Origin of the sequence: Paenibacillus brasilensis, assembly GCF_009363115.1 — a bacterium.
GTDB lineage: Bacteria > Bacillota > Bacilli > Paenibacillales > Paenibacillaceae > Paenibacillus > Paenibacillus brasilensis.
In genome coordinates, this window is the sequence record NZ_CP045298.1 from 1,886,703 (window position 1) to 1,907,302 (window position 20,600).

Genomic DNA, 20,600 nt, shown 5'->3' on the forward strand with positions numbered 1-20,600 from the left:
GGCATTCTTTCCCCTACTCATTTTTAAGCCTTGGGGATGGATGCCTTTTTTGGTACGAAAAAATAAACTGGCTGCCAGCTAGGAGGAAAAGCATATGTCCATGAACAAATGGCCTGAATGGTCCGGCCTGATTAGCAGTAATCTGGGTTATCCGCGTATTGGCGGAAGCCGGGAATGGAAGAAAGCGTTGGAACGCTTCTGGAACGGCAGCATTGACGAAAGCGAACTGCATGTCGAGATGAAAAGGTTGCGCCTGGAGCATCTGCGCAAGCAGCAGGACAAAGGAATTGGCCTCATTCCTGTCGGAGACTTCTCCTATTACGATCACATGCTCGATACATCCGTCATGTTCGGCCTGGTACCGGAACGTTTCAACTATCAGCCCGCAGGCCCGGTTCCTTTATCCGTTTATTTCGCGATAGCTCGTGGGCAAAAGGGGGCTACCGCCAGTGAAATGACCAAATGGCTAAATACCAATTACCATTACATCGTGCCTGAATTGGCAAATGCAGCCCCGGTGTTCACTGAAAATAAACCCTTACAGGCTTATCTTGAAGCCAAGCAGGAGCTGGGCATTGAAGGCAAACCGGTCATCATCGGTCCCTATTCATTCGTTGCCCTGTCCAAGGGCTATGACCGTAAAGAGCTCGCCGCCATTGTACGAAGCTTGCTGCCGTTGTATACCCGTGTCCTGTCTGAGCTGGCAGCGGAAGGTGTTCAGTGGGTCCAGGTCGATGAGCCTGTCCTGACCACCTCATTCCCGGCTGAGGATTTGGACATTATTCAAGAAGCCTATGAAACCTTGAACCAAGCAGTACCTGGCTTAAATATGATGCTGCAAACCTACTTTGGCAGCCTGGAGCATTATAAGCGCCTGTCCACCCTTCCAGTACAGGGGCTGGGTCTTGATTTTGTGCATGATCATGGCGAAAATCTTCAGCATGTATTGCAGCATGGCCTTCCTACAGGAAAAACACTGGGCGCTGGGGTCATTGACGGACGCAACATATGGCGCAGTGATCTAAAAGCCGTGACCGCGCTGCTCAGTCAGCTGGCGGAACAGACAAGCGCCGCACAGCTTATCGTACAGCCGTCATGCAGCCTGCTGCATGTACCGGTTAGCCTGAAAGCAGAGCAAACGCTGGATACAGAGCTGGTGCATGCGTTAGCCTTTGCCGATGAAAAGCTGAAGGAGCTCGCCGCCCTGACGGCTGCACTGGGTAAGCGCAATCCATCCGCACTTGCGCAGCTTGAACAAAGCGCAGAAGCAGTAGCCCGCTTCAACAGCTCGTCAGCACGCGTACAGACAGCTGCTGATATGGCCGCCCTGCTGGACAGAGAGCCTCAGTCACGCAGCGTGCCTTTCGCTCAGCGTCGTGTGATTCAGCAGGAGAAGCTGAACCTGCCTCCACTGCCTACAACGACCATTGGCAGCTTCCCGCAAACCGCCGAGATACGCAAAGCTCGTCTGCAATATCGCAAGGGGGAATGGTCTGCCGAGCAGTATCGGACATTCATCCAGCAGCAAATTAAGGAATGGATCGACATTCAAGAGGAAATTGGTATTGACGTGCTTGTACATGGGGAATTTGAACGAACAGACATGGTTGAGTTTTTTGGCGAGAAGCTAAAGGGCTTTGCTTTTACGCAAAACGGGTGGGTGCAGTCCTACGGCTCCCGCTGCGTCAAGCCGCCGATTATATACGGAGACGTGTCGTTCGCTCAACCTATGACGGTGGAAGAAACAGCCTTCGCTCAATCTTTGACTTCCAGACCTGTTAAAGGAATGCTTACAGGCCCTGTGACCATTTTAAACTGGTCCTTCGAACGTAATGATATTCCGCGCAGCCAAGTAGCCTTGCAGTTGGCGCTCGCATTACGGGCAGAGGTAGAGGCACTGGAGCAAGCGGGCATAGGCATGATTCAGGTCGATGAGCCTGCAATTCGCGAAGGGCTGCCATTGAAAAAAGAGCAGCAGCAAGCCTATCTGGATTGGGCGGTTCAAGCCTTTCGGGTGACCACAGCCACCGTTAAACCTGCGACCCAAATCCATACACACATGTGCTATGCCGAATTTCAGCATATGATCCAGTCCATCTCCGATATGGATGCCGACGTTATATCTATTGAAACCTCGCGAAGCCACGGAGAACTGATTGTCAGCTTTGAGGATCAGGTGTACGACAAAGGCATCGGTCTCGGCGTGTACGATATCCATAGTCCACGTATTCCCGATGTGTCCGAAATGCTGAATATGATCCAGCGTGCTCTGCGCGTCCTGCCATCAGATTTGTTCTGGGTGAATCCGGACTGCGGCCTGAAAACCCGCACCAAGGAGGAATCTATCGCCGCATTGCGGCAAATGGTGGAGGCCGCTCAGGCCGCCCGAGATGCGTTGGCTGTATCCAACTGAGTTCTTTATCGTGTCACATCAACGCCATCATTTTCACAAATCCCCTTTCCGGTCCTTTCTGCTTAAAGCCGGAAGGGGGCTATTCAAGATCATATAATGTATATGCGCCTTGAATATGCTCCACTTTCATCTGCTTGATATGTACGCCTAAGCCATGTTCTCTATCCCAGGAGCAACTAAAATTCAAATATAGTTCATCCTCCTCCGATGCGTCGGAAATCAGTATGGACACAGGCTGTAATCGCTCCAGCAATTGTTCCGCCCTCTCTACATAAGGCGCGTACTCATCCAGGTCCTCTCCCCATGAGCTGTAGGCATTCCGGTATTTTTCCACTATGGACGTATAATGATGGTGGATAGATTTCAGAATTTGGGAATGGATAGTCGACGCATATGACATATATTGCTCCCATATCCTTTTCTGCTTCTCCGTAGGCTCTTGTATAGCCTGTGCCTGTTCTTCGGAATCGGCTTTCACAATAAACTCTACTTCTACTCGCGAATTCTGGCCGCAAAAAAAGAGCTGTGCCACACCACGCAGCACGACTTCCTCCGATACTTCCCAAGCCTCATCATCCTGCTCCAACTCCGAGTACCACCGTTTCCAATCCATCCTTTGCTCATCCTTTCATAAAAAGTAGTCTTTAACTCTGCTGAATACTTTACAATCTATCATTTTAATAAATGAAATTAAAGCAGCGTTCTATTTGCAACATTCGTCAGTATTCGGGATATTCCCAAATTAAATTGCTTTCTTCTACAATATTCGCTAAAATATGCAGCCTTCGGAGAAGCAAAGCCCGTCATTTTACCCGAAGGTTTTTTCATAAAATTTAACACCTTGCATTAATCAGTACATGATGTTAAATTATACCTGACTACTGTTCTATGATTAGTACCTGTGATAAATTAAGCACAACACACGTTTCTTCCTTATTACTCCGAACAACATCTATGAAGCATTGATAACATCCAGAAAGGGAGAACCGCTCGTGAATGTGAACATCCAATTCAAAAAAGGGGTGCTAGAACTGTGCGTTCTGGTTCTAATTGGTCGCAGGGACCGATATGGCTACGATTTGGCTCAGGCCGTCTCCCGTCATATTGAAGTAGCCGAAGGAGCTTTATATCCACTGCTTCGCCGTTTGGTATCAGAGGGATACTGCACAACCTATTTACAGGAATCGGCTGAGGGACCTCCCCGCAAATATTATCGGCTGACCGATACAGGCAACCATTATACGATAATGCTTACACAGGAATGGAATGATTTTGTCCATCATGTCGCAAGCCTATTGGAGGAAGGAATTCCCGATGAATAGAGAACAGTTTCTTATAAGTGAGACCAAGAATTACCAAGAGACAGGCAATCCCGCTACTGTTTCTCAATTTGTTAATCTCCATCCCGATTCTAGCCACTCTGTGGGTGATATGGGCTTCGTTGGCCTCAGTATCGGTTAGCTTCGTTGCTGCTCCCCAGAGTACGTTACCTTCTTCCTCAGTGGAGGCGAAATTTGGTTCGAGGAACTTAAAATTGTATAATGTAACCATGTGCTCATATGTACACACCGTTATTTATAAGGAGGAGACTGGATGGAACTTAAAAATAAAACAGCTATTATTACAGGGGCCAGCAAAGGAATTGGCAAAGCAATTGCCGAAACCCTGGCCAGGGAAGGCGTTAATCTGGGTTTAATTTCACGCACATTGACTGACCTGCAAAAATTGCAGGATTCGCTAGAAAGTACATACGGCGTGAAGGTGGTGAGCGCGGTTGCAGATATATCGGATCGCACACAGGCTGCCGCCGCTGTAGCATCGCTGGAGTACGAGCTGGGCGCTGTCGATATTTTGATCAACAACGCAGGAATTGCTACCTTCGGTACAGTCGTAGATATGGACCCTGAAGAGTGGGAACGTATTATTCGTGTCAATTTGTTGGGGACCTATTATGTTACACACGCGGCTCTCCCAAGCATGCTGGCACAACAGAGCGGAAATATCATTAACATTTCCTCTACAGCAGGGGAACGGGGCTTTGCGACAGGCTCGGCATATTGCGCATCCAAGTTTGCTTTGATGGGCTTCACGGAAGCACTGATGCAGGAAGTTCGCAAATCCAACATTCGCGTTACCGCGCTAACCCCAAGCACCGTCAATACAGAACTGGCGGCAAACGCAGGCTTGCCTATTGGCGACGAGGATCGCATGCTTCAGCCGCAGGATTTGGCTGATTTAACTTTGGCCGCATTGAAGCTGCCTCCTCGTGTTCAATTAAAAGTAGCCGGTATTTGGACAACCAACCCACAATAATTTGACACGACATCTTAGATTCATTGGCTGTATCATGCTCCGGTAAGCGTAACTGCAAGCCGGAGCTTTTTTGGCATAGTTTACTAAAGCAGAACATAATATGAGCGCTTTGTACTTCCAGCATACATAACATACAACTTTCGCAACCATAAGCGCATTTCATGGAAGGGGAAAAAATGATGAAAAACACTGGAATGACACGACCTTTAGATCATTTGGGCCGTATTGTGCTGCCCAAGGAGCTACGCAATTCCATGAATATTAATATTGGTGATGCCCTCGATTTTTTTATTACTCCAGAGGGCTTGATGATTCGCAAATATACGGGGGTTTCTTGTTATTTTTGTAGCGCCGTAGATCACTTAAGCTATTTTAGAGACCATCTGATATGTAAAGACTGTATTGAATCCCTGAAGAGCGGCAACCCTTCCAGTCATTCGAATGAAGCCCGTCCTGCCCCGCCCAAGAAAAGAAGGAGTTACAGAAGTCAGAATGAACTCCTGAACAAATTAAAAAAGCTCATGCAGGAGCATCCTAATGTATCTCAAAAAGAATTAGCTGAAATGCTCGAACTGTCTCAGGGGCGTGTGTCACAGCTTAAAAAGCTTTTGTCTTGAATCTCTCCAATCGCCCCCTGCTTGATCTTGCGACACAAAAAAAGAGCCTATCAGCTCTAGTGGGTGATCATTCCTATGCAATGTCAAATTGCTCTATGTCAGATTGCTCTATAACCGGGACCCGATAGGCCAGCAAGGACTCGTCTATAACGGCAGATATAAACTTTGCTTCTATTTCAGGCACCAGTCTGAGCGCATAATTCCATGCATTTTCTTCAATTTGCAGCGCAAGCTGTTGCCGGGTCCCTATCTCACTCTCTTGCTCCAACGCATCGGAGAGCCTCACTAGCTCAGCATCAGCTGCGTGTCCTATCTCATGGGCAAGCACAACCGTAAAATATTCCTCGACTCGTTCAACGCTGCCGAACATCTGCAAACATTGGGTTTCAATAACGTCCGTATACATCGTAATGGCATGAGCATTCAGAGCATACTTGCCGCCGATCAGTCGTCCGCCTGGAAAACGCTTCTCCAGCTTGACCGTCACACCTATATCAGCTCGTTCCAAGAGCTCAGCGACTATGCGCTCTGCCTGATTTTTCTCCAACTTTGCTTCGCTCCTCAAACCAGTATATATAAAAGCTGAATTCACTACATACTTATGAAATAATGGATGTATTTATATCAATGACAGTACGATATTATACCTTTTTACAAAGGAGAATACCATGCCAGAAGATTATTACGTAGGCTGGGGAACACTCGCCCTCATTAATGCTGGTTTAGCACAGTCCAAAAATCGGAGTAGGCTTAATTGGTTCCTGCTCTCACTGTTAATTGGGCCGCTAGCTACCCTGTTTATCGTTGTATGGGATGAACCTGAGCTCTAATCCAGTTTATTCTTTTATCCAGAATGGAAAGGGCAGCCTTGTGACTTCTGCTGTAGTACTGAATCTGTATCAGCTTGTCTTGGCAAATATGGCTTCTCTTGAACCCCGAAATTCGGCTTCACAAGCCGATTATCGTAGGAACTGTGAAAAATATGCGTTGTTGCTGGGGATAACGGCGGGATCAGCCATGTCCAATTGCCTGTCAGCGCGCGCCCAGCCTTGGCCTCCCTTTCCTCAAACAGCCGGAATTGGGCCGCTGCGGTATGATGGTCGACAATGCTGACTCCTGCTTTTTTAAAAGAATGGAGCACAGCAATATTCAATTCCACCAGCGCCCGATCACGCCATAGCGTTGTTTCGCTGGTAGTATCCAGCCCCATCAGCTCAGCCACCTGTGGAAGCATGTTATAACGGAAGGTATCCGCAAAATTGCGTGCACCGATTTCGGTTCCCATATACCAGCCGTTAAAGGGAGCCGCCGTATAGACGATACCGCCAATCTCCAGCGTCATGTCCGCAATCATTGGTACCGCATACCAACGCAATCCCAATGAAGCCAAGCTTGCAAGCTCCGGATGCTCGATGGGTACCTCCAGCACCAAATGCTTGGGAATCTCAAATAGCCTGGGAGGCTGTCCACCCGCTTCGACAATCAGCGGCAAAATATCAAAAGGTGTCATGGCTCCCTGCCATCCCATATCTCTACAAGCCTTGGTGAAATCCACCGAGATCGGGTCCCCGATCACCCCTTCATCTGTTTCATAGCCTGCATAACGAATAAGCTGATGATTCCAGATGCGAATATTCGGCAATCCTGGCTTGGAGGCGCGGAATACAGTCAGCGTCGGCTTAATTTTACCGTCATTGGTCCCTATGCGTATATGCTCCAGTAGCTCGTTTACGACTTCATCTGCATCCGACGCGTAACGAGCATCCCTCACTAAAAGCTTGTCCCAAAATAAGCGACCGATACAACGATTGCTATTGCGCCAAGCCATGAGTGCCCCGTGCTCCAGCTCTTCGTACGTATGATCATACATTCCAGTAGCCTCTATGTCGCGACGAATATGAAGAAGCCGGGCTGTCGCTTCATCGCGGCTTCGGCCCAGCTCCTCATAACATGTATATATAAACTGCTCTGCTTCATGCAAAAGCTGTTGTTTCACTTCCATAACACACACCCCATCCCGGTAGCTCTATTACTTATGAGCCTCGTGGTCTACCACGCCTTCTCGTCATTATACTCCAGTGGCAGACTGGAACCAACGGGATGTATGTCTTGTTCACCTGATCTCCATATCCATGGAAATCTATCCCAAATCCTTATCCCAAATAAGCACTGAGCATCCAGATATGTTTATCCATCGCTTCTCTCAAACCATTAAGAAGATCCTCTGTTGCTTTATCATGTGCTGCATCCGCTGCTTCCATGCCGTTAGCCAGTTCAACAGTAATGGTTTTGAAATCAGCTACAACGGACTTCACCATATCCTCGGCTGTTTGCTCACCTGCTGATTCCTGAATGGCCGACAGTTGCAAATGCTCCTTCAAGGTAGCAGCCGGACGGCCACCAATGGCCAGCAGACGCTCAGCAATCGTATCCAGATTAGCTGTCGCTTCATTATAAAGCTCCTCAAATTTGGCATGCAGCGTGAAGAACTTAGGACCTTTTACGTACCAGTGGAAATAATGCAGCTTCGTATACAACACAGACCAGGTAGCTACCTGACGATTCAAAGCCTTATGCAATTCTTGAATAACCTCTTGTGTAGGTTGCCCATTCGTATGGTTTAATGTACTCATGTTAAAATCCCCTCTCCGTCATTCATAATATGGTTGGTGTAAAGCTGGATGCTCGTTATCAGTAGTGTCTGATTTTCTTCTAAATCCAATGCGTGAATCCAATAATTATTTAGTAATTAATTTAGACTTAATCTAAATCCTGTTTTAATTATAACACTATGACGATGTTTTTCAAGTCTTTATTCAGTTTTAATCATGAAGATTATGTGAAGTTGCCAGTTCAGCCATTATCCCGCAAGCTGTATAACCTGTTGTACATAGGTTACATCAATAAGAGCAGGTTCCTACTTACCATGCAGGACAAATTGGCGTAATCGCCCTGCTAAACAGTTTCCCTGGCTCCGGCTTTTGAATTCATAGCCTAGCTTTTTGCCTCAATTACGACAAAAAAAGAGCCAACACTCAAAGGGATCGGCTCTACTATTATTCTGGCACTTCGGAAGGTTCAACGATCAAGGAAACAACCTTGCCCGCATTTACATCAATCAGGCCGTGATCGGTAATTTTCAAGGCCGGGCTGACCGGCAAGGAATGAGTGCTCAGCGACATGATTGGATTGTAATGGCGATAGCCCAGTGACAACAAGGCTGAACGCAGCTCCTTCACATGGGCCGCAACCATTTCCAGCGGTCCTTCTGTTAAAATCCCGCCTACGGTTAACGGCAAATGGGACAGTACCTTGCCATTTTCAACTACACAAAAACCGCCTTGGCTGGAAAGAACCGTATTCGCGGCCAATACCATATCCTGCTTGTTATGCCCTACGACCAGCAGGTTATGGTTATCGTGCGAATAGGTGGTTGCCACCGCCCCCCGTTTGATCGTATCTCCCCCGATCAAACCGTAGGCACGATTGCCGTTCTTGCCATACCGCTCAAACGTAGCGATGAGTCCATGCTCGCCATGTTCCCATATCAACTCACCCTGTTCCACTTGTGCAGATGCAATCCGTTCGCTTGTAAAGGTCGATCCATCCTTGACCATCATGACACGGCATTGATGTGTACCATCTGCTACATCCATCTCTACCGTAAAATCCTGCTCCGTGAGCGGCTCCAGCTTAACACTTTGATAAAAGTGAGCAGGAAAGCTGCGTTGCATCAATTCCTGATGGTATTCCTCGAATTTATCAAATACCTTGTTCCCGTCCTTATAGACTTGATCCACATCAAACTGGCCAAGATCGGACAGCAATACAAAATCAGCTATTTTTCCCGGTGCAATCGTTCCGCGATCATGCATACGCATTCGTGCCGCTGGAGTATAGGTAGCCGCATAAATGGCGTCCTCGGGCTTCATCCCCATGTGGATCGCTTTACTTACAATATGGTTCAGATGTCCTCGCTCTACGAAGGAGTCTGGCATCACATCATCCGTTACGAAGCAAAAATGCTGTGCCACATTTTCCTGAATCAGGTAGTCCATCACCTCAGGGGTCATGGATTTTTCCTGAATCTCAATAAACATCCCGGCGGCCATCCGTTCCTTCATACCTTCAATGCTTTGATGCGTATGGTCTGAACCAATTCCCGCATAGATTAACTGATGCAGGTCCAAGTCCAGCAGCTGTGGAGTATGACCTTCAATAATGAGCTCCGGGTAATGCTCACGAACATGTCGCAGGATGCGATTCGTCTTGCTTTCCGGGTCACGAATCACATCCACATAGTTCATAATTTCACCCAGGCAAATCATCTCGCCGGTTTGCAGCAGAGTATCAATCTCAGGAATATCTATTTCGCCCCCTGAGGTTTCGAGAGGCGTTGCCGGGACAGAGCTTGGAATACCGTAGAACATATCTGCCACGCAATCCTTGCTGGCTTCCATCATTTCCTGAATTCCTTCCAGCCCAAAAACATTCGCCATTTCATGTGGCTCCGGTACAATCGTCGTCACACCGTTGCGAATGAGCCCATAGGAAAAAGTGGATGGTGTCACCATGGTACTTTCGATGTGCAAATGGATGTCAATCAGACCGGGAATCATATATTTCCCGTGCCCTTCCACAATTTCAGCAGCCTCGAATGATTCCAGACCACGCTGACCGATATACATAAACTTGCCGTCAAGTATAGCTACATTGCCTTCCTCGAACGTCTTGTAGTAACTGTTATACACCTTAACTTGTAAAATCATTTTGTCTGCACGCATGATGTATCTCCTTCGTCGAACCCGCTGATTATTGGACCAGCACCATTTTATCTGCCGGAAAATGCAGAGTAACCCGTTGACCACTGAGGTAAGGCGTATCCATTTCCTGATTGGCGGTAAAGCTTCCCTTCGCCGTTTCTACTACATATTGATAGCTACGCCCCAGATACGTACTCACCTTAATGATACCGGGAAGCTCATTTCCCCCTGTCTCGTTGCCTTCCGTACGAATGACCAAATCATCCGGGCGAATAGCGCCTTGACGAGCACCCGGCTGAACTGTCCCTTGATTACGGGCTACGCTGAATGCCAGATCGCCTGTACGGAGTTGAATATGTTCCTTTTCTTCAGTACGTTCGTCAAAAGTCAGGAAATTATTAAACCCGATAAAACGGGCAACGAATTCAGTCGTTGGGTATTTAAAAATGGTCGATGGCGCATCCAATTGCTCAATATTCCCCTTATTCATAATCGCAACCTGATCAGAAATCGAAAAACATTCCTCCTGATCGTGCGATACATACATGGTAGTGATCCCTAATTCCTGTTGAATACGTCGGATTTCCACACGCATATTCATACGCAGATTAGCGTCCAGGTTACTCAGCGGTTCGTCAAACAGCAGCAGATCAGGTTCAATCACGAGTGCGCGGGCAATCGCGACACGTTGACGTTGCCCTCCTGATAATTCACCGGGGAAACGCTTTTCAAAGCCCCGCAGACTAACCGTATCCAGCATATTCATCACACGGCGTTTAACATCATCTTCCTTAACCTTGCGTAAACGCAGACCAAAGGCAACATTATCAAAAACAGATAGATGCGGGAAGAGTGCATAGCTTTGGAATACAAAACCGAAATTCCGTTTGTTGACCGGAAGCCGGGTATAATCCTTATCACCAAACAAAAAAGTTCCTTGTTTGGCTTCGAGAAATCCTGCAATGAGACGCAGCGTGGTCGTTTTGCCACAACCACTCGGTCCGAGTAACGAAAGCAGTTGCCCCCGTTCGAGCTGCAAATCGAAATCCTGCAAGATCAGTTGGTTGTCGTAAGCGACCGATACGCGATCCAGAGTAAGAAGTGCCATAAGGTTGAAGCCTCCATTACCTTTTAGTGAAGTAAGACAATCCCATCAGTCGTTCGATCAAGAACATAAGGATACCGGTCAAAATCATCAGCATAACCGAAATTGCTGCAATCGTCGGGTCAAAATAATTCTCGACGTAGGTCAGCATTTGAATAGGCAAGGTGCTAAAGCCCGGTCCTGTCATGAAGACGGAAATGTCGACATTGTTGAATGATTCCAGAAAGGCAATCAGGATAGCCGCAATAATACCTGAACGGATGTTGGGCAGAACCACCTTGAAAAAGGTTTCCAGCCGTCCAGCTCCCAGGCTAAGTGCTGCTTCCTCAATCGCAAAATCAAAGTTAGACAAGCTGGATGCAATGACCCGTATAATGAACGGCAGCATAATCACCGTATGTCCGATTAAAAGTCCAGCGTATACCGGCAAATGATACACAATAATCAGATAACGCAGCAGTGTAAAGCCAAGAACAATACCCGGTATAAGCAACGGGGAGAGGAATAGAGCATTCAGCACGTCCTTCCCGCGAAATGAAAAACGACTAAGCGCATAAGCAGCAGGCATACCGATCAGTAGTGCCATGATGTTACCCAACAAAGAGACGACAATCGACGTTTTGAATGTGGACATAAACAAGTCCACCTCAAAAATGTTCTCATACCAGCGCAAGGAAAAGCCCTGCGGCGGAAATTTTAATACCGTGCCCGGCTCGAAAGAAGTGACCGATATGATCAACAGCGGACCGAGCAGAAAGATGAAGACCAGCAGGCTGAAGAAGCCTAGTCCATAATGTTTCTCCCGCATATCCACCTACCCCTTCGGATTGAGTTTATGGGCCGCCTTATTTAAGAGACCGACCACGATAAATGTAATGACAATCATAATGGTTGCAATAACGGAGGCTAAAAACCAGTCGTTCAGTGTCATCGCGTTCTGATACAAAAATGTAGCGATAACCCGCTGCTTTCCACCAAGCAATGCTGGTGTCGTATAGGCAGTCAGACTGCCCACGAAAACAAGAATGCTTCCGATGATCAAACCCGGCACAGACAGCGGGAATACAATTTTACGAAATGCGCTGAATCTTGAGGCTCCCAGGCTCTGAGCAGCATGAACGAGATCACCGTCGATATTTTCAAGTACACCGATCAGTGAAATAATCATCAGCGGTAAAAACAAATGAACAAGACCAATAATCATCGCCGCCGGGGTGTACAAAATATTCAATGGCTCGTCCACGATTCCCAAACCGATGAGCACGTTATTTAACAGGCCTTTGCGACCCAAAATGACCATCCAGCTAAATGACCGCACCACTGGACTCGTCAACAAGGGGAAGATAGCCAGCGCCAGCAAAATTCCTTTACGACGCGGGGCCTTTTGCGAAATATAATAAGCTGTTGGGAAGCCCAACAATATGCACACGAGTGTCGTAACGACACTAACTTCCAGTGTAGTCAGCAATATTTTCAGAAAATAAGGGTCCTTGAAGAAATGGAGATAGCCTTCTAGGGTGAATGAGCTGTTCTGTACGAAGGTCGAGCCGATCGTCAGCACAATTGGAATGACCATGAACACCGCCAGAAAGAGCAGGCCTGGCAGCAGCAGCCAATACAAGCATGTTTTCTTCATGGGTAGCTCCTTGCGGTTATCAAAATGTTATTCCTTGTTCAGCACCTGGATAAACAATTCCAGAAAAGCTTCGCTGTCCACCTGCTCGCATACGTCCATGTTGGGACTATGATTGAGGCGGTTCTGCACATCGCCCACCGTTTGTCCGTCACATAAGCGGCTAGAGGTTTCCACATCAACATACAGCAGCGAGGTTTCTACCAGCCTCGAATTCAGCACAACGCCCACGGCAAGCGGATCATGAAGCGCACATGCTTTAACCCCGTTGCGTTCCTCATATCGTTTGGTATAGACGGCTGTACTTTCAGCCACATAGGTACGAATGGCCGGATGGGTCAAGCGGGCAATATGATCGGCTGTCAGCAGTGCTTTCCGTGTTACATCCAGCCCCACCTGTACCAGCCGCTTAAATCCGGCATGAAATACGATCCGCGCCGCTTCCGGGTCAGCATACATGTTATATTCGGCAACAGGGGTAATATTACCGCAGCCATGAATAACACCGCCCATAAAAACGACTTGATCAACGCGGTCCGTCAGCTCGGGACACTTCAGAAGTGCCAGCGCCAGATTGGTGAGCGGACCGGTGCAAATGAGCGTGACTTCTCCCGGATGAGTCATCACTGTATCAATGATAATATCCGGTGCAAAACCTTCGGACTCAGATATGGCCGGGATCACTTTACTCAATGCGCCTCCGATCCCGTCTTCTCCATGCACACGGTGCTCATGCAGTCCTTTGCGTATTAATGGCGCCTCGGCCCCCCGATAAACCGGAATATCCGTTCTATCCAGAAGGTCGAGGATCTTGCATGTATTCAAGGTTGCTTGTTTAAGCGAAACATTGCCACATACCGTAGTAATCGCTTGGATATCCAGCTGACCGCTTTTGGCGGCCAGCAAAATACCCAACGCATCATCAATACCAGTGTCTACATCCAATATGACTTTTTTCATTATTGTGTAACTTCCCGGTTCCAGCGATCAGTCCATACCTTAATATGGTCGTTAACGAATTTCATATCCAGCTTGGTCAGCTTGTTCACTGCATCTGTACCGTACGTAATTCCTTCTGTATCCGCACCGGACAGTACCACCTGTGTGTTCACCGGAGAATCAACCTTCGCCTTGGCAGACTTCTCTTGAACTTCCTTACTCAGCTGCCAGTTGATAAATTCCTCAGCCAGCTCCTTTTGATCGGAGCCTTTGACTACATTAATCGTGTTCATTATGGCATAAGCGCCTTCACTTGGAGATACAAATTTTGCTCCTGGGACAGCCGCCTGCAAATCTTTAAAGTACATTTCCATAATCGGCCCGCCTGCGATTTCCTGCTGGCTAAACATGTTGACGAACTCGGATGTTTTACTATAGAACTTAACGATATTCGGACTCAGCTCCTTCAGTTTCCCGAAAGCCTGGTCTTCATTAAACTCCTTATTACCTGCTACCTTGGAGGCTGCATCTACCATCATCGGTCCAGCTGTAGCTGTGATGTTCGGCAGAGTCACGTTTCCTTTGAACTCACTGCCCCACAGGTCAGCCCAAGAGGTCACACTCTTTTTCACCAGCTCCGGGTTATAAGCAATCCCAAGACGGCCCACCGTATAAGCAGGACCATAATCCTCGCCCAGCGGTGCCTTTGCAACATCATAGATTTGATTCAGGTTCGGCACCTTGCTGCGATCCAGCTTTTCAAACAACCCTTGCTGAATCCCCTGTTGAGCATAATAATCAGACAGATAGATCAGATCGACATCGGTACTTCCTTGACTAATTTTGTTCAACCGCTCTGCGTTATTGCCAATTTCGACAACAATATCTACGTTATGTTCCTTCTCAAAGGGCTCGTACACTTCTTTATTGAAAAAGTCCTCGGAAAAGCCCCATGTGGAAATGACCAGCTTCTTTTTCCCGTCAGCTGAGCTATTTTTCCCATCTGTCTGACCGCCAGTAGCATTGCTGCCGCAACCAGCCAGTACCACAGATGCCAAGGTCACAGCCACGAATCCCTTAAACCATTTTTTCATTAGAATCTCCCCCTGTTTTTAATTTGGCACACCTAATGACACAAAAAAGAAAAGTACTCTTGTAAAACAAGAATACTTTTCTTCGTGAACAAAGAATAAGTTGATCCCGCTGCGCGTTATACAGGTTCTCCCCTCAGATAGATCCGAAGCGAAAAGCCGAATATCCAATTGTATTAGGATGCTTTCAATATGATGTTCGTAATTGCCCACTGCGTTGCTGAATCATAATCGCGCAGCAAGGCTTCAATTTCGAGCCCCATATCCTTAATCAGCTTTTCGCGAAGTCTTTTTTTATACAGCATGGACATTCGGAAATCCACTTCCAGCTTCAAGCCGGGGGCTTCCACTTCCAATGCCGCCGAGCGTGGAGAACGCCGGTGCTTCGCTACAAAGGTAACGATGTTGTTCTCAACGGTGGCCCGCAGCAGCGTGGTCCCGAAGCCGAACAGTTCCTTTGAAATCTCGTTGTAAATCTGGCACATCCGCTTCTTGCTTTCGTTACTGTCGAGCAGCGTCATGAAACCACCCTCATCAGCATATTACGTACAATCAATCTATCAACACGATAGATTATACATAAATATACGATAAATAGCAATCAGAATCCCCGATCCAATAATATATGATGCGAAAAAGCGAACAATATGTCGAACTTTGTAGAGGTTTGGGACATCATCGCGTTTTTTTGCAGCGCCCTCTGGCCTATGAATATATGGAAATACAGAAAACCGACTATATTTCCCTGCAAGGAAAATTAAGGCGGACTCCGAAGGCGTTATTGTCGCCATTCCGGAAGAATAATTTTTTCTTCTACTATATACATGATTTTTCTAAGTACATTTAACCGTACTCCGCCAGAACAATCTTCCAGTCGGGGACAACCCTGCTTTTTGAGTCTTTAGCAGTCAGTTCCCGGTCATATATTCTATCCGCAATGGTCCAATATGTTTTATCGCTAATGAAGGTCACATCATTCCCACCTTGTCTATTATGTAAATATATTATAGAGTTATGAACAAGATGATTACCAGAAAAGGAGAATTATAACTTGAACAGAAAAATCCCACTAATTCTGGCACTTATTTTAATGGTTATGTACTTAGGAGGTTGTTCCAACTTGTCTAACAACGAAAAAAAAGAATTAGTAGGCGAAGCTACTCCTATCGGCGTGAAATTTATCAAGGAACACTATGACGCCGATTTCAAATTAAAGGATTATGCTGTAGATGATCCGGCCGTCCACTCAAGGATATATCTGTATGGATACATTAAAGGTCACGAAGACAGCAAAATTACGATTTACTATAACTATAAAACGAAAGAAGTCATCGATGTCTCCGGGCCGGATTGGTTTATTGACAGTGAGGTTCCCAAATACAAGATCCCTTCTTCCTGAGAAGGGTTTTTTATAAAAAAAATTCATTTTTAAAATAGGTTATTGCCGATATTAAAGTCTAATTTTTCCCATATTAAGAAGTACTATTATTATAGTTCATCCTATTTACAAGGGATATAGCCGAGAGGAAAAATAAGTATAAAGTCATTGAATATCGTATATCTGGTCTTAGTACATGGTTTCTGTTAAATAGGTCTTTGTAACTGTATGTTAGTAGAATTTTGCATGTATGAACATAATCTTTAATTGTTGTACAGTTTTAAAGACAGATTTTCGTGTGTTCACTTTACCAGAAGGAGAAAATGTATTGAAAAAGAAAAAAATTTGGATTACTATTCTTGTCTCGCTCTCCATTGTTGTAGGTGTTTTTTATTACATGCAGTACACATCGAAGGTAGAAAAAGAAGAAATCATACAAGCTGGCATACCTATCGGGCAAGACTATATTAGAAAATACTACAATGCAGAATTTATATACAAAAATAACGAATTTATTGGCAGTTATGTTAACTCTACTGTTTATCTTCGTGGCTATATAAAAGGGCATGAAGATCAAATCATATCTATTGCCTACGATTATAAAAAGAAAGAAGTTCTTAATGTTAGCGGACCAGAATGGTTCATTGACAGCCGGAATCCTAAAAAGTACTCAGAATATTGAACCATGAATGCAGAAAAGGCTCCTTAGGAGCCTTTCCCAGTCGTCACAAGGACACATCTACCGTTCTTCACTTTTGGTACGATGCTGATTTACATGAATAAAAGGATATTCGCCCTTGCTTATTTTACGTTTCCATTCTTGAATTATATCTTCCTGGGTTGGCGGTTTCTCATTCACGATTGCTCCAGTAGTTACTTTAGCCATGATTATTACCTCTCACGATAATTTAATTATTGCGTCTTTATTTTTTCTCCAGTCATTTTGATGTTACCATCCATTTCTACCAAACTCGTTTTACATTTTAAACCGATGGCATCCTTCGCTGTGACTTGTATTGTGTTACCCGCATTGAACACCAGATTGCCATCGGCTTTTACACGGATATCTTTCTTGCTCCGCAATTCGATTCCATGGTCATCCAGCAGTCGAATCACCACTTCATCGTCGTTCCCGGTGATTAAAATTTCATTTTTCTCAAATATAATCGCTTTGCGGTACTTGGTCATAAAGATCTTTGTTGACGGGTCCTTAATAAAGTCGCCCTCTTTGGATCTCTTGCGGATCGAGTGGGTTACAATGGCGTCTTTTTCTTTAGGGGTCGGAAAATAGATGTCTACAAAGTCAAACAGCTCTGGCATGCAGTACCATCCCGTATTCCCTTCCGATGTATAAAATGTAGCTGTTGGAAAAGCACAGGTTTCCTTGACGTTCGGCTTTACCTTATCCATTTCATAAAAGAATACCTTCACATGATCCTGCTCAATTCCAATGACCTTGGACTTCAATGAGATACCGCGAATGTTCTCATTTACAATCAAATCCTGCTTCATTCCATCCGCTGTCGTCAGCACATATTCATGCCACAAGGCACTGTGCCGTACAAACGCAACAGACTGCAAGACGTACAAGTTTTTCCCTTTGAATTTGACCTCAACCCCAATGTCCAGCAGGACATTTTTGGCCCCTGTCGTCTGCACTTTATAATACAAAAGGTTGTCGTCCTTGCTGGCCCCTGGCTTGGTTTTTCTGGTCATGGAGTAGTTATACTGTTTGAGCTCCCCTTGATTGACACCATCCGGTAACCCAAAATAAAACTGAGGTTTTTCTCCTACCGGATCAGGTATCAATCCCCAGCCCAGCCGAGACGCTATACGTTTCAGAAACGACCAGTCCGTCTCATCGAATTGCATCGTAAATTCCTGTAAAAGCTGATCCTTTAATTGGCTCGTACAATTAGCTTTAGGATAGGACTTGAGCACATGCTCCAGCAATGTCTGCAGCTTCATCTTTACATTTTGAAAAGACTGCCTGTGAAGCACTTCATCCAGCTGGCTTGTATAGGATACGGCTTCAGCGACCAAATGAGCTACATTGGACACCAGCTTGATTCGGATCTGCGTGGTTAATCCCCTGAACAACACAATCTGTTTATGCTCATCGTTCACATAAGAAATAACCAGCTTGGCTCCTGCATCCATATGAGCTGTGTACTCTTCCATTTGAGTACCGTTTAACACACCTGTCAAAAAGACTTTCACATGCTCATTCATTTTCTGTACAACTTTAACCTTCGGATTTTGAAGAGATAGAACAGCTCCGTTATGCTTGATGATTGGATATCCCATGTTTCTGCTCCTTTGGTCGGTTAGTTTACGTTTATCCGTTGTTTGCTTACATATTGAATGACATCTTTAATGGTTTGATTATGTCCTTTATCATTGATGGCCTGATCCAGTGCAGGGAGTGTGGTAAAGGTTTTATTTTTATTCTGGAAATAAATGTCTGCTATGGGGAAAGGGTCAATTATACTTGGCCCTGCTCCTGCATCAACGTAAGCGATAATAATAACGTCTTTTAACCCATCTTTATTCACATCCTTAAAAGCTACAGCCGCTAATCCATCCACCCCCGACCAATTATTGCCATAAAATTTAGGAAACGAATATAAAATGTAATTTTGCCCATCTAATAAAAAGAAATAATTCCCTGGCGTCTCCTCGGTCATTCCAACAGTCGAAACAAACTTGACATGTCCCCATCCTTCAAAACTAGTTTCAAACGACTGGTCCTCATCAATGCTAAACTTCTCGGTATCCAATTTCCCCCCGTTAACAACGGAAGCAGACTGCTCAACAACAGGACTTAGTTCACTCCATAGTTCCTTATTTCGCTTCATGTCATCTGGAATTTGTTGAAGACGAATTTCATACTCTGCGTGGTCCCCTGCTGCATGAGCCACAGGTATGCTAATTCCCAGTGAATCATTTGTGAGATAACTAAACGTATTTGATCCTAATTCCTCTCCTGAACCTTCGAGTACATCTGCGTTTGTTAGCGATTGAATTAGATCATCTTGTGTAAAATCACCGATTAATCCTTTTTGCTCCGGCTGTACAGCCGTGATCTTCCCGCTTTTTAAAAGCTCTATAAATGGTCTTTCAATCTTTATCAGATCACTCAATCTTAATCTTGAAGCCTGTTCCATATTCAGGTTGGTCGTATAAAACATATGATTAGGATAGGCTGCCTTCTTCACATAACGAATACCCGTATATTGTACACTCAACAACCGTTCACTTTGTCGTTTAATTCTATAATCAATTTCCACGTGAACTCCAGAATTGGAATCCGCATAGTCATGTAATCCTTTTAAAGCCTCACTCTTAAGAATTTGGTTTAAAGACTTTTGTTTTTCAGCATCCTCAAGCTTCGTAATTTGAGGATATTTAATAACGATTCCGTTTTCCGAATATTTCTCTTGAATGAGTTCATAGCTTTGCTGCCCAGTATCAGTATCTGAGTTAATGCTCTGCTCAGAATTAATACGGACCTCTCCGCTCTTGGAGAACTCAATGGTAATACCCTTGTCGGAATTATCCTTGCTTATTAAAAATCCATCGCGGTGATCTTCGATACTCATGCTATCATGTTGTCGATTTTCTAAAATAAACTCATCCACATCCTTGTTCAATTCCCACGAATCCGGGAGCTTCATCTTATCTATTGCTATTTTCTTCTCCGTCCACTTTTGACCTGATAATCCCCATAAAGTAACAAATACCGGGTTTGGATGATATATTGAAACATATCCCCCTAACAGCAACCGTGTTCCATGGTCTGAATTCCGGACGATAAAATCTGTAGCTAATTCTGGCCCGCCATCCTCAATCATCTGGGCATGCACAAGCTGCTTCGTACTCCACCACTGAATAAATGTGTATTTATCTCCGATCGTACCTGTCACCGTAGTGGGTGCTCTATAATTTATAACCCTAACGTTTAGCTGTCCACTTTTTAACTGAAACGATTTGGTTAAGATAGTGAGATTGTTATCAAACTTTTCTACTAATTCTCCATCCTTCATCTCTACACTTTCTGGTTCGTTTAACAACAAATGAAGACCCTGTGTGAACTCATCAATCTTTTTTTGTCTGACTTCAGAATCTATATTCTCATTGTTGATTATACGAAGTGTCCCAACCAACGCATTCAGCCTTTTCGAATAGGAAATCATTTTGGCTTCATTTTGGAGAGGAAGCGCATGATTTGTTTCTGCTTTTGAAGAATCATTCCCCTTTGTACATCCGTTCAGTACTACACAGGAAATTAGTAATAACAACATGCAGCAAATACGACCGCCCTTTAAGTAATTCATGCTGAATATCA

Annotated in this window: 22 protein-coding genes; 7 read left to right on the forward strand and 15 right to left on the reverse strand. The window is 45.3% G+C overall.

Annotation, left to right across the window (positions count from 1 at the left end; genetic code table 11):
• Window positions 1-94: 94 nt before the first annotated feature.
• Window positions 95-2,413 (forward strand): 5-methyltetrahydropteroyltriglutamate--homocysteine S-methyltransferase, encoded by a 2,319-nt coding sequence (metE, locus tag GCU48_RS08905; RefSeq protein ID WP_152379758.1) that lies wholly within the window; start codon window positions 95-97, stop codon window positions 2,411-2,413.
• A 79-nt stretch (window positions 2,414-2,492) separates the two neighbouring features.
• On the opposite strand, the gene GCU48_RS08910 is transcribed toward metE, so the two are convergent.
• Window positions 2,493-3,026 carry a DUF6985 domain-containing protein gene (locus GCU48_RS08910; RefSeq protein ID WP_152379759.1) on the reverse strand — a complete coding sequence of 178 codons (534 nt, stop codon included), beginning with the start codon at window positions 3,024-3,026 and terminating at the stop codon, window positions 2,493-2,495.
• 379 nt (window positions 3,027-3,405) lie between these two features.
• Between GCU48_RS08910 and GCU48_RS08915 the strand changes: the two genes are divergently transcribed.
• The 3 genes from GCU48_RS08915 to GCU48_RS08930 all read left to right on the forward strand — a co-directional run bounded on the left by GCU48_RS08915 (window position 3,406) and on the right by GCU48_RS08930 (window position 5,343).
• Window positions 3,406-3,735 carry a PadR family transcriptional regulator gene (locus GCU48_RS08915; RefSeq protein WP_025716650.1) on the forward strand — a complete coding sequence of 110 codons (330 nt, stop codon included), beginning with the start codon at window positions 3,406-3,408 and terminating at the stop codon, window positions 3,733-3,735.
• 271 nt (window positions 3,736-4,006) lie between these two features.
• A complete protein-coding gene (locus GCU48_RS08925) occupies window positions 4,007-4,726 on the forward strand; it encodes a 3-ketoacyl-ACP reductase (RefSeq protein WP_152379760.1) in 720 nt (239 codons plus the stop codon).
• A gap of 179 nt (window positions 4,727-4,905) precedes the next feature.
• Window positions 4,906-5,343 (forward strand): AbrB/MazE/SpoVT family DNA-binding domain-containing protein, encoded by a 438-nt coding sequence (locus GCU48_RS08930; protein ID WP_025716652.1) that lies wholly within the window; start codon window positions 4,906-4,908, stop codon window positions 5,341-5,343.
• A gap of 73 nt (window positions 5,344-5,416) precedes the next feature.
• Here the strand turns inward: GCU48_RS08930 and GCU48_RS08935 are convergent, their stop codons facing one another.
• Window positions 5,417-5,890, reverse strand: a complete 474-nt coding sequence (locus GCU48_RS08935) for a hypothetical protein (protein WP_152379761.1) — start codon at window positions 5,888-5,890, stop codon at window positions 5,417-5,419.
• 121 nt (window positions 5,891-6,011) lie between these two features.
• Between GCU48_RS08935 and GCU48_RS26835 the strand changes: the two genes are divergently transcribed.
• Window positions 6,012-6,173 (forward strand): hypothetical protein, encoded by a 162-nt coding sequence (locus GCU48_RS26835; RefSeq protein ID WP_167518667.1) that lies wholly within the window; start codon window positions 6,012-6,014, stop codon window positions 6,171-6,173.
• A gap of 14 nt (window positions 6,174-6,187) precedes the next feature.
• Here the strand turns inward: GCU48_RS26835 and GCU48_RS08940 are convergent, their stop codons facing one another.
• From GCU48_RS08940 to GCU48_RS28625, 10 genes are all read right to left on the reverse strand, one after another.
• On the reverse strand, window positions 6,188-7,345 hold the full coding sequence (locus GCU48_RS08940) for a nitric oxide synthase oxygenase (protein WP_025716654.1): 1,158 nt from the start codon (window positions 7,343-7,345) through the stop codon (window positions 6,188-6,190).
• Between the two features lie 151 nt (window positions 7,346-7,496).
• Window positions 7,497-7,976 (reverse strand): Dps family protein, encoded by a 480-nt coding sequence (locus GCU48_RS08945; RefSeq protein ID WP_152379762.1) that lies wholly within the window; start codon window positions 7,974-7,976, stop codon window positions 7,497-7,499.
• Window positions 7,977-8,399: 423 nt separating this feature from the next.
• The gene (locus GCU48_RS08950) at window positions 8,400-10,127 is read right to left on the reverse strand and encodes an adenine deaminase C-terminal domain-containing protein (RefSeq protein ID WP_152379763.1); all 1,728 of its coding nucleotides are present in this window, start codon (window positions 10,125-10,127) and stop codon (window positions 8,400-8,402) included.
• Between the two features lie 28 nt (window positions 10,128-10,155).
• Window positions 10,156-11,214: an ABC transporter ATP-binding protein gene (locus GCU48_RS08955; protein WP_152379764.1), complete on the reverse strand. Its 1,059-nt coding sequence runs from the start codon at window positions 11,212-11,214 to the stop codon at window positions 10,156-10,158.
• Window positions 11,215-11,230: 16 nt separating this feature from the next.
• Window positions 11,231-12,019, reverse strand: a complete 789-nt coding sequence (locus GCU48_RS08960; RefSeq protein WP_152379765.1) for an ABC transporter permease — start codon at window positions 12,017-12,019, stop codon at window positions 11,231-11,233.
• Window positions 12,020-12,025: 6 nt separating this feature from the next.
• A complete protein-coding gene (locus tag GCU48_RS08965) occupies window positions 12,026-12,847 on the reverse strand; it encodes an ABC transporter permease (protein WP_152379766.1) in 822 nt (273 codons plus the stop codon).
• 27 nt (window positions 12,848-12,874) lie between these two features.
• A complete protein-coding gene (locus tag GCU48_RS08970) occupies window positions 12,875-13,804 on the reverse strand; it encodes a nucleoside hydrolase (RefSeq protein WP_152379767.1) in 930 nt (309 codons plus the stop codon).
• Window positions 13,804-14,877, reverse strand: coding sequence for an ABC transporter substrate-binding protein (locus GCU48_RS08975; protein ID WP_152379768.1), 1,074 nt, complete (start codon window positions 14,875-14,877; stop codon window positions 13,804-13,806). The genes GCU48_RS08970 and GCU48_RS08975 overlap by 1 nt, the downstream gene beginning before the upstream one ends.
• A 173-nt stretch (window positions 14,878-15,050) precedes the next feature.
• Window positions 15,051-15,395 (reverse strand): hypothetical protein, encoded by a 345-nt coding sequence (locus tag GCU48_RS08980; protein WP_025716662.1) that lies wholly within the window; start codon window positions 15,393-15,395, stop codon window positions 15,051-15,053.
• A 322-nt stretch (window positions 15,396-15,717) separates the two neighbouring features.
• Complete coding sequence (locus tag GCU48_RS28625; protein ID WP_269320829.1) at window positions 15,718-15,846, reverse strand: hypothetical protein; 129 nt, start codon at window positions 15,844-15,846, stop codon at window positions 15,718-15,720.
• A gap of 79 nt (window positions 15,847-15,925) precedes the next feature.
• Between GCU48_RS28625 and GCU48_RS08985 the strand changes: the two genes are divergently transcribed.
• A complete protein-coding gene (locus GCU48_RS08985; protein WP_152379769.1) occupies window positions 15,926-16,273 on the forward strand; it encodes a hypothetical protein in 348 nt (115 codons plus the stop codon).
• 307 nt (window positions 16,274-16,580) lie between these two features.
• Complete coding sequence (locus tag GCU48_RS08990; protein ID WP_152379770.1) at window positions 16,581-16,934, forward strand: hypothetical protein; 354 nt, start codon at window positions 16,581-16,583, stop codon at window positions 16,932-16,934.
• Window positions 16,935-16,991: 57 nt separating this feature from the next.
• Here GCU48_RS08990 and GCU48_RS26840 read toward each other — a convergent pair whose 3' ends face one another.
• Genes GCU48_RS26840 through GCU48_RS09000 form a run of 3 tightly spaced genes read right to left on the reverse strand, consistent with a single transcriptional unit; the run spans window position 16,992 to window position 20,589 of the window.
• Window positions 16,992-17,138, reverse strand: coding sequence for a hypothetical protein (locus GCU48_RS26840; protein ID WP_167518668.1), 147 nt, complete (start codon window positions 17,136-17,138; stop codon window positions 16,992-16,994).
• A gap of 26 nt (window positions 17,139-17,164) precedes the next feature.
• Complete coding sequence (locus GCU48_RS08995) at window positions 17,165-18,559, reverse strand: hypothetical protein (protein WP_152379771.1); 1,395 nt, start codon at window positions 18,557-18,559, stop codon at window positions 17,165-17,167.
• Window positions 18,560-18,579: 20 nt separating this feature from the next.
• Window positions 18,580-20,589 (reverse strand): polysaccharide deacetylase family protein, encoded by a 2,010-nt coding sequence (locus GCU48_RS09000; RefSeq protein WP_152379772.1) that lies wholly within the window; start codon window positions 20,587-20,589, stop codon window positions 18,580-18,582.
• Window positions 20,590-20,600 lie beyond the last annotated feature (11 nt).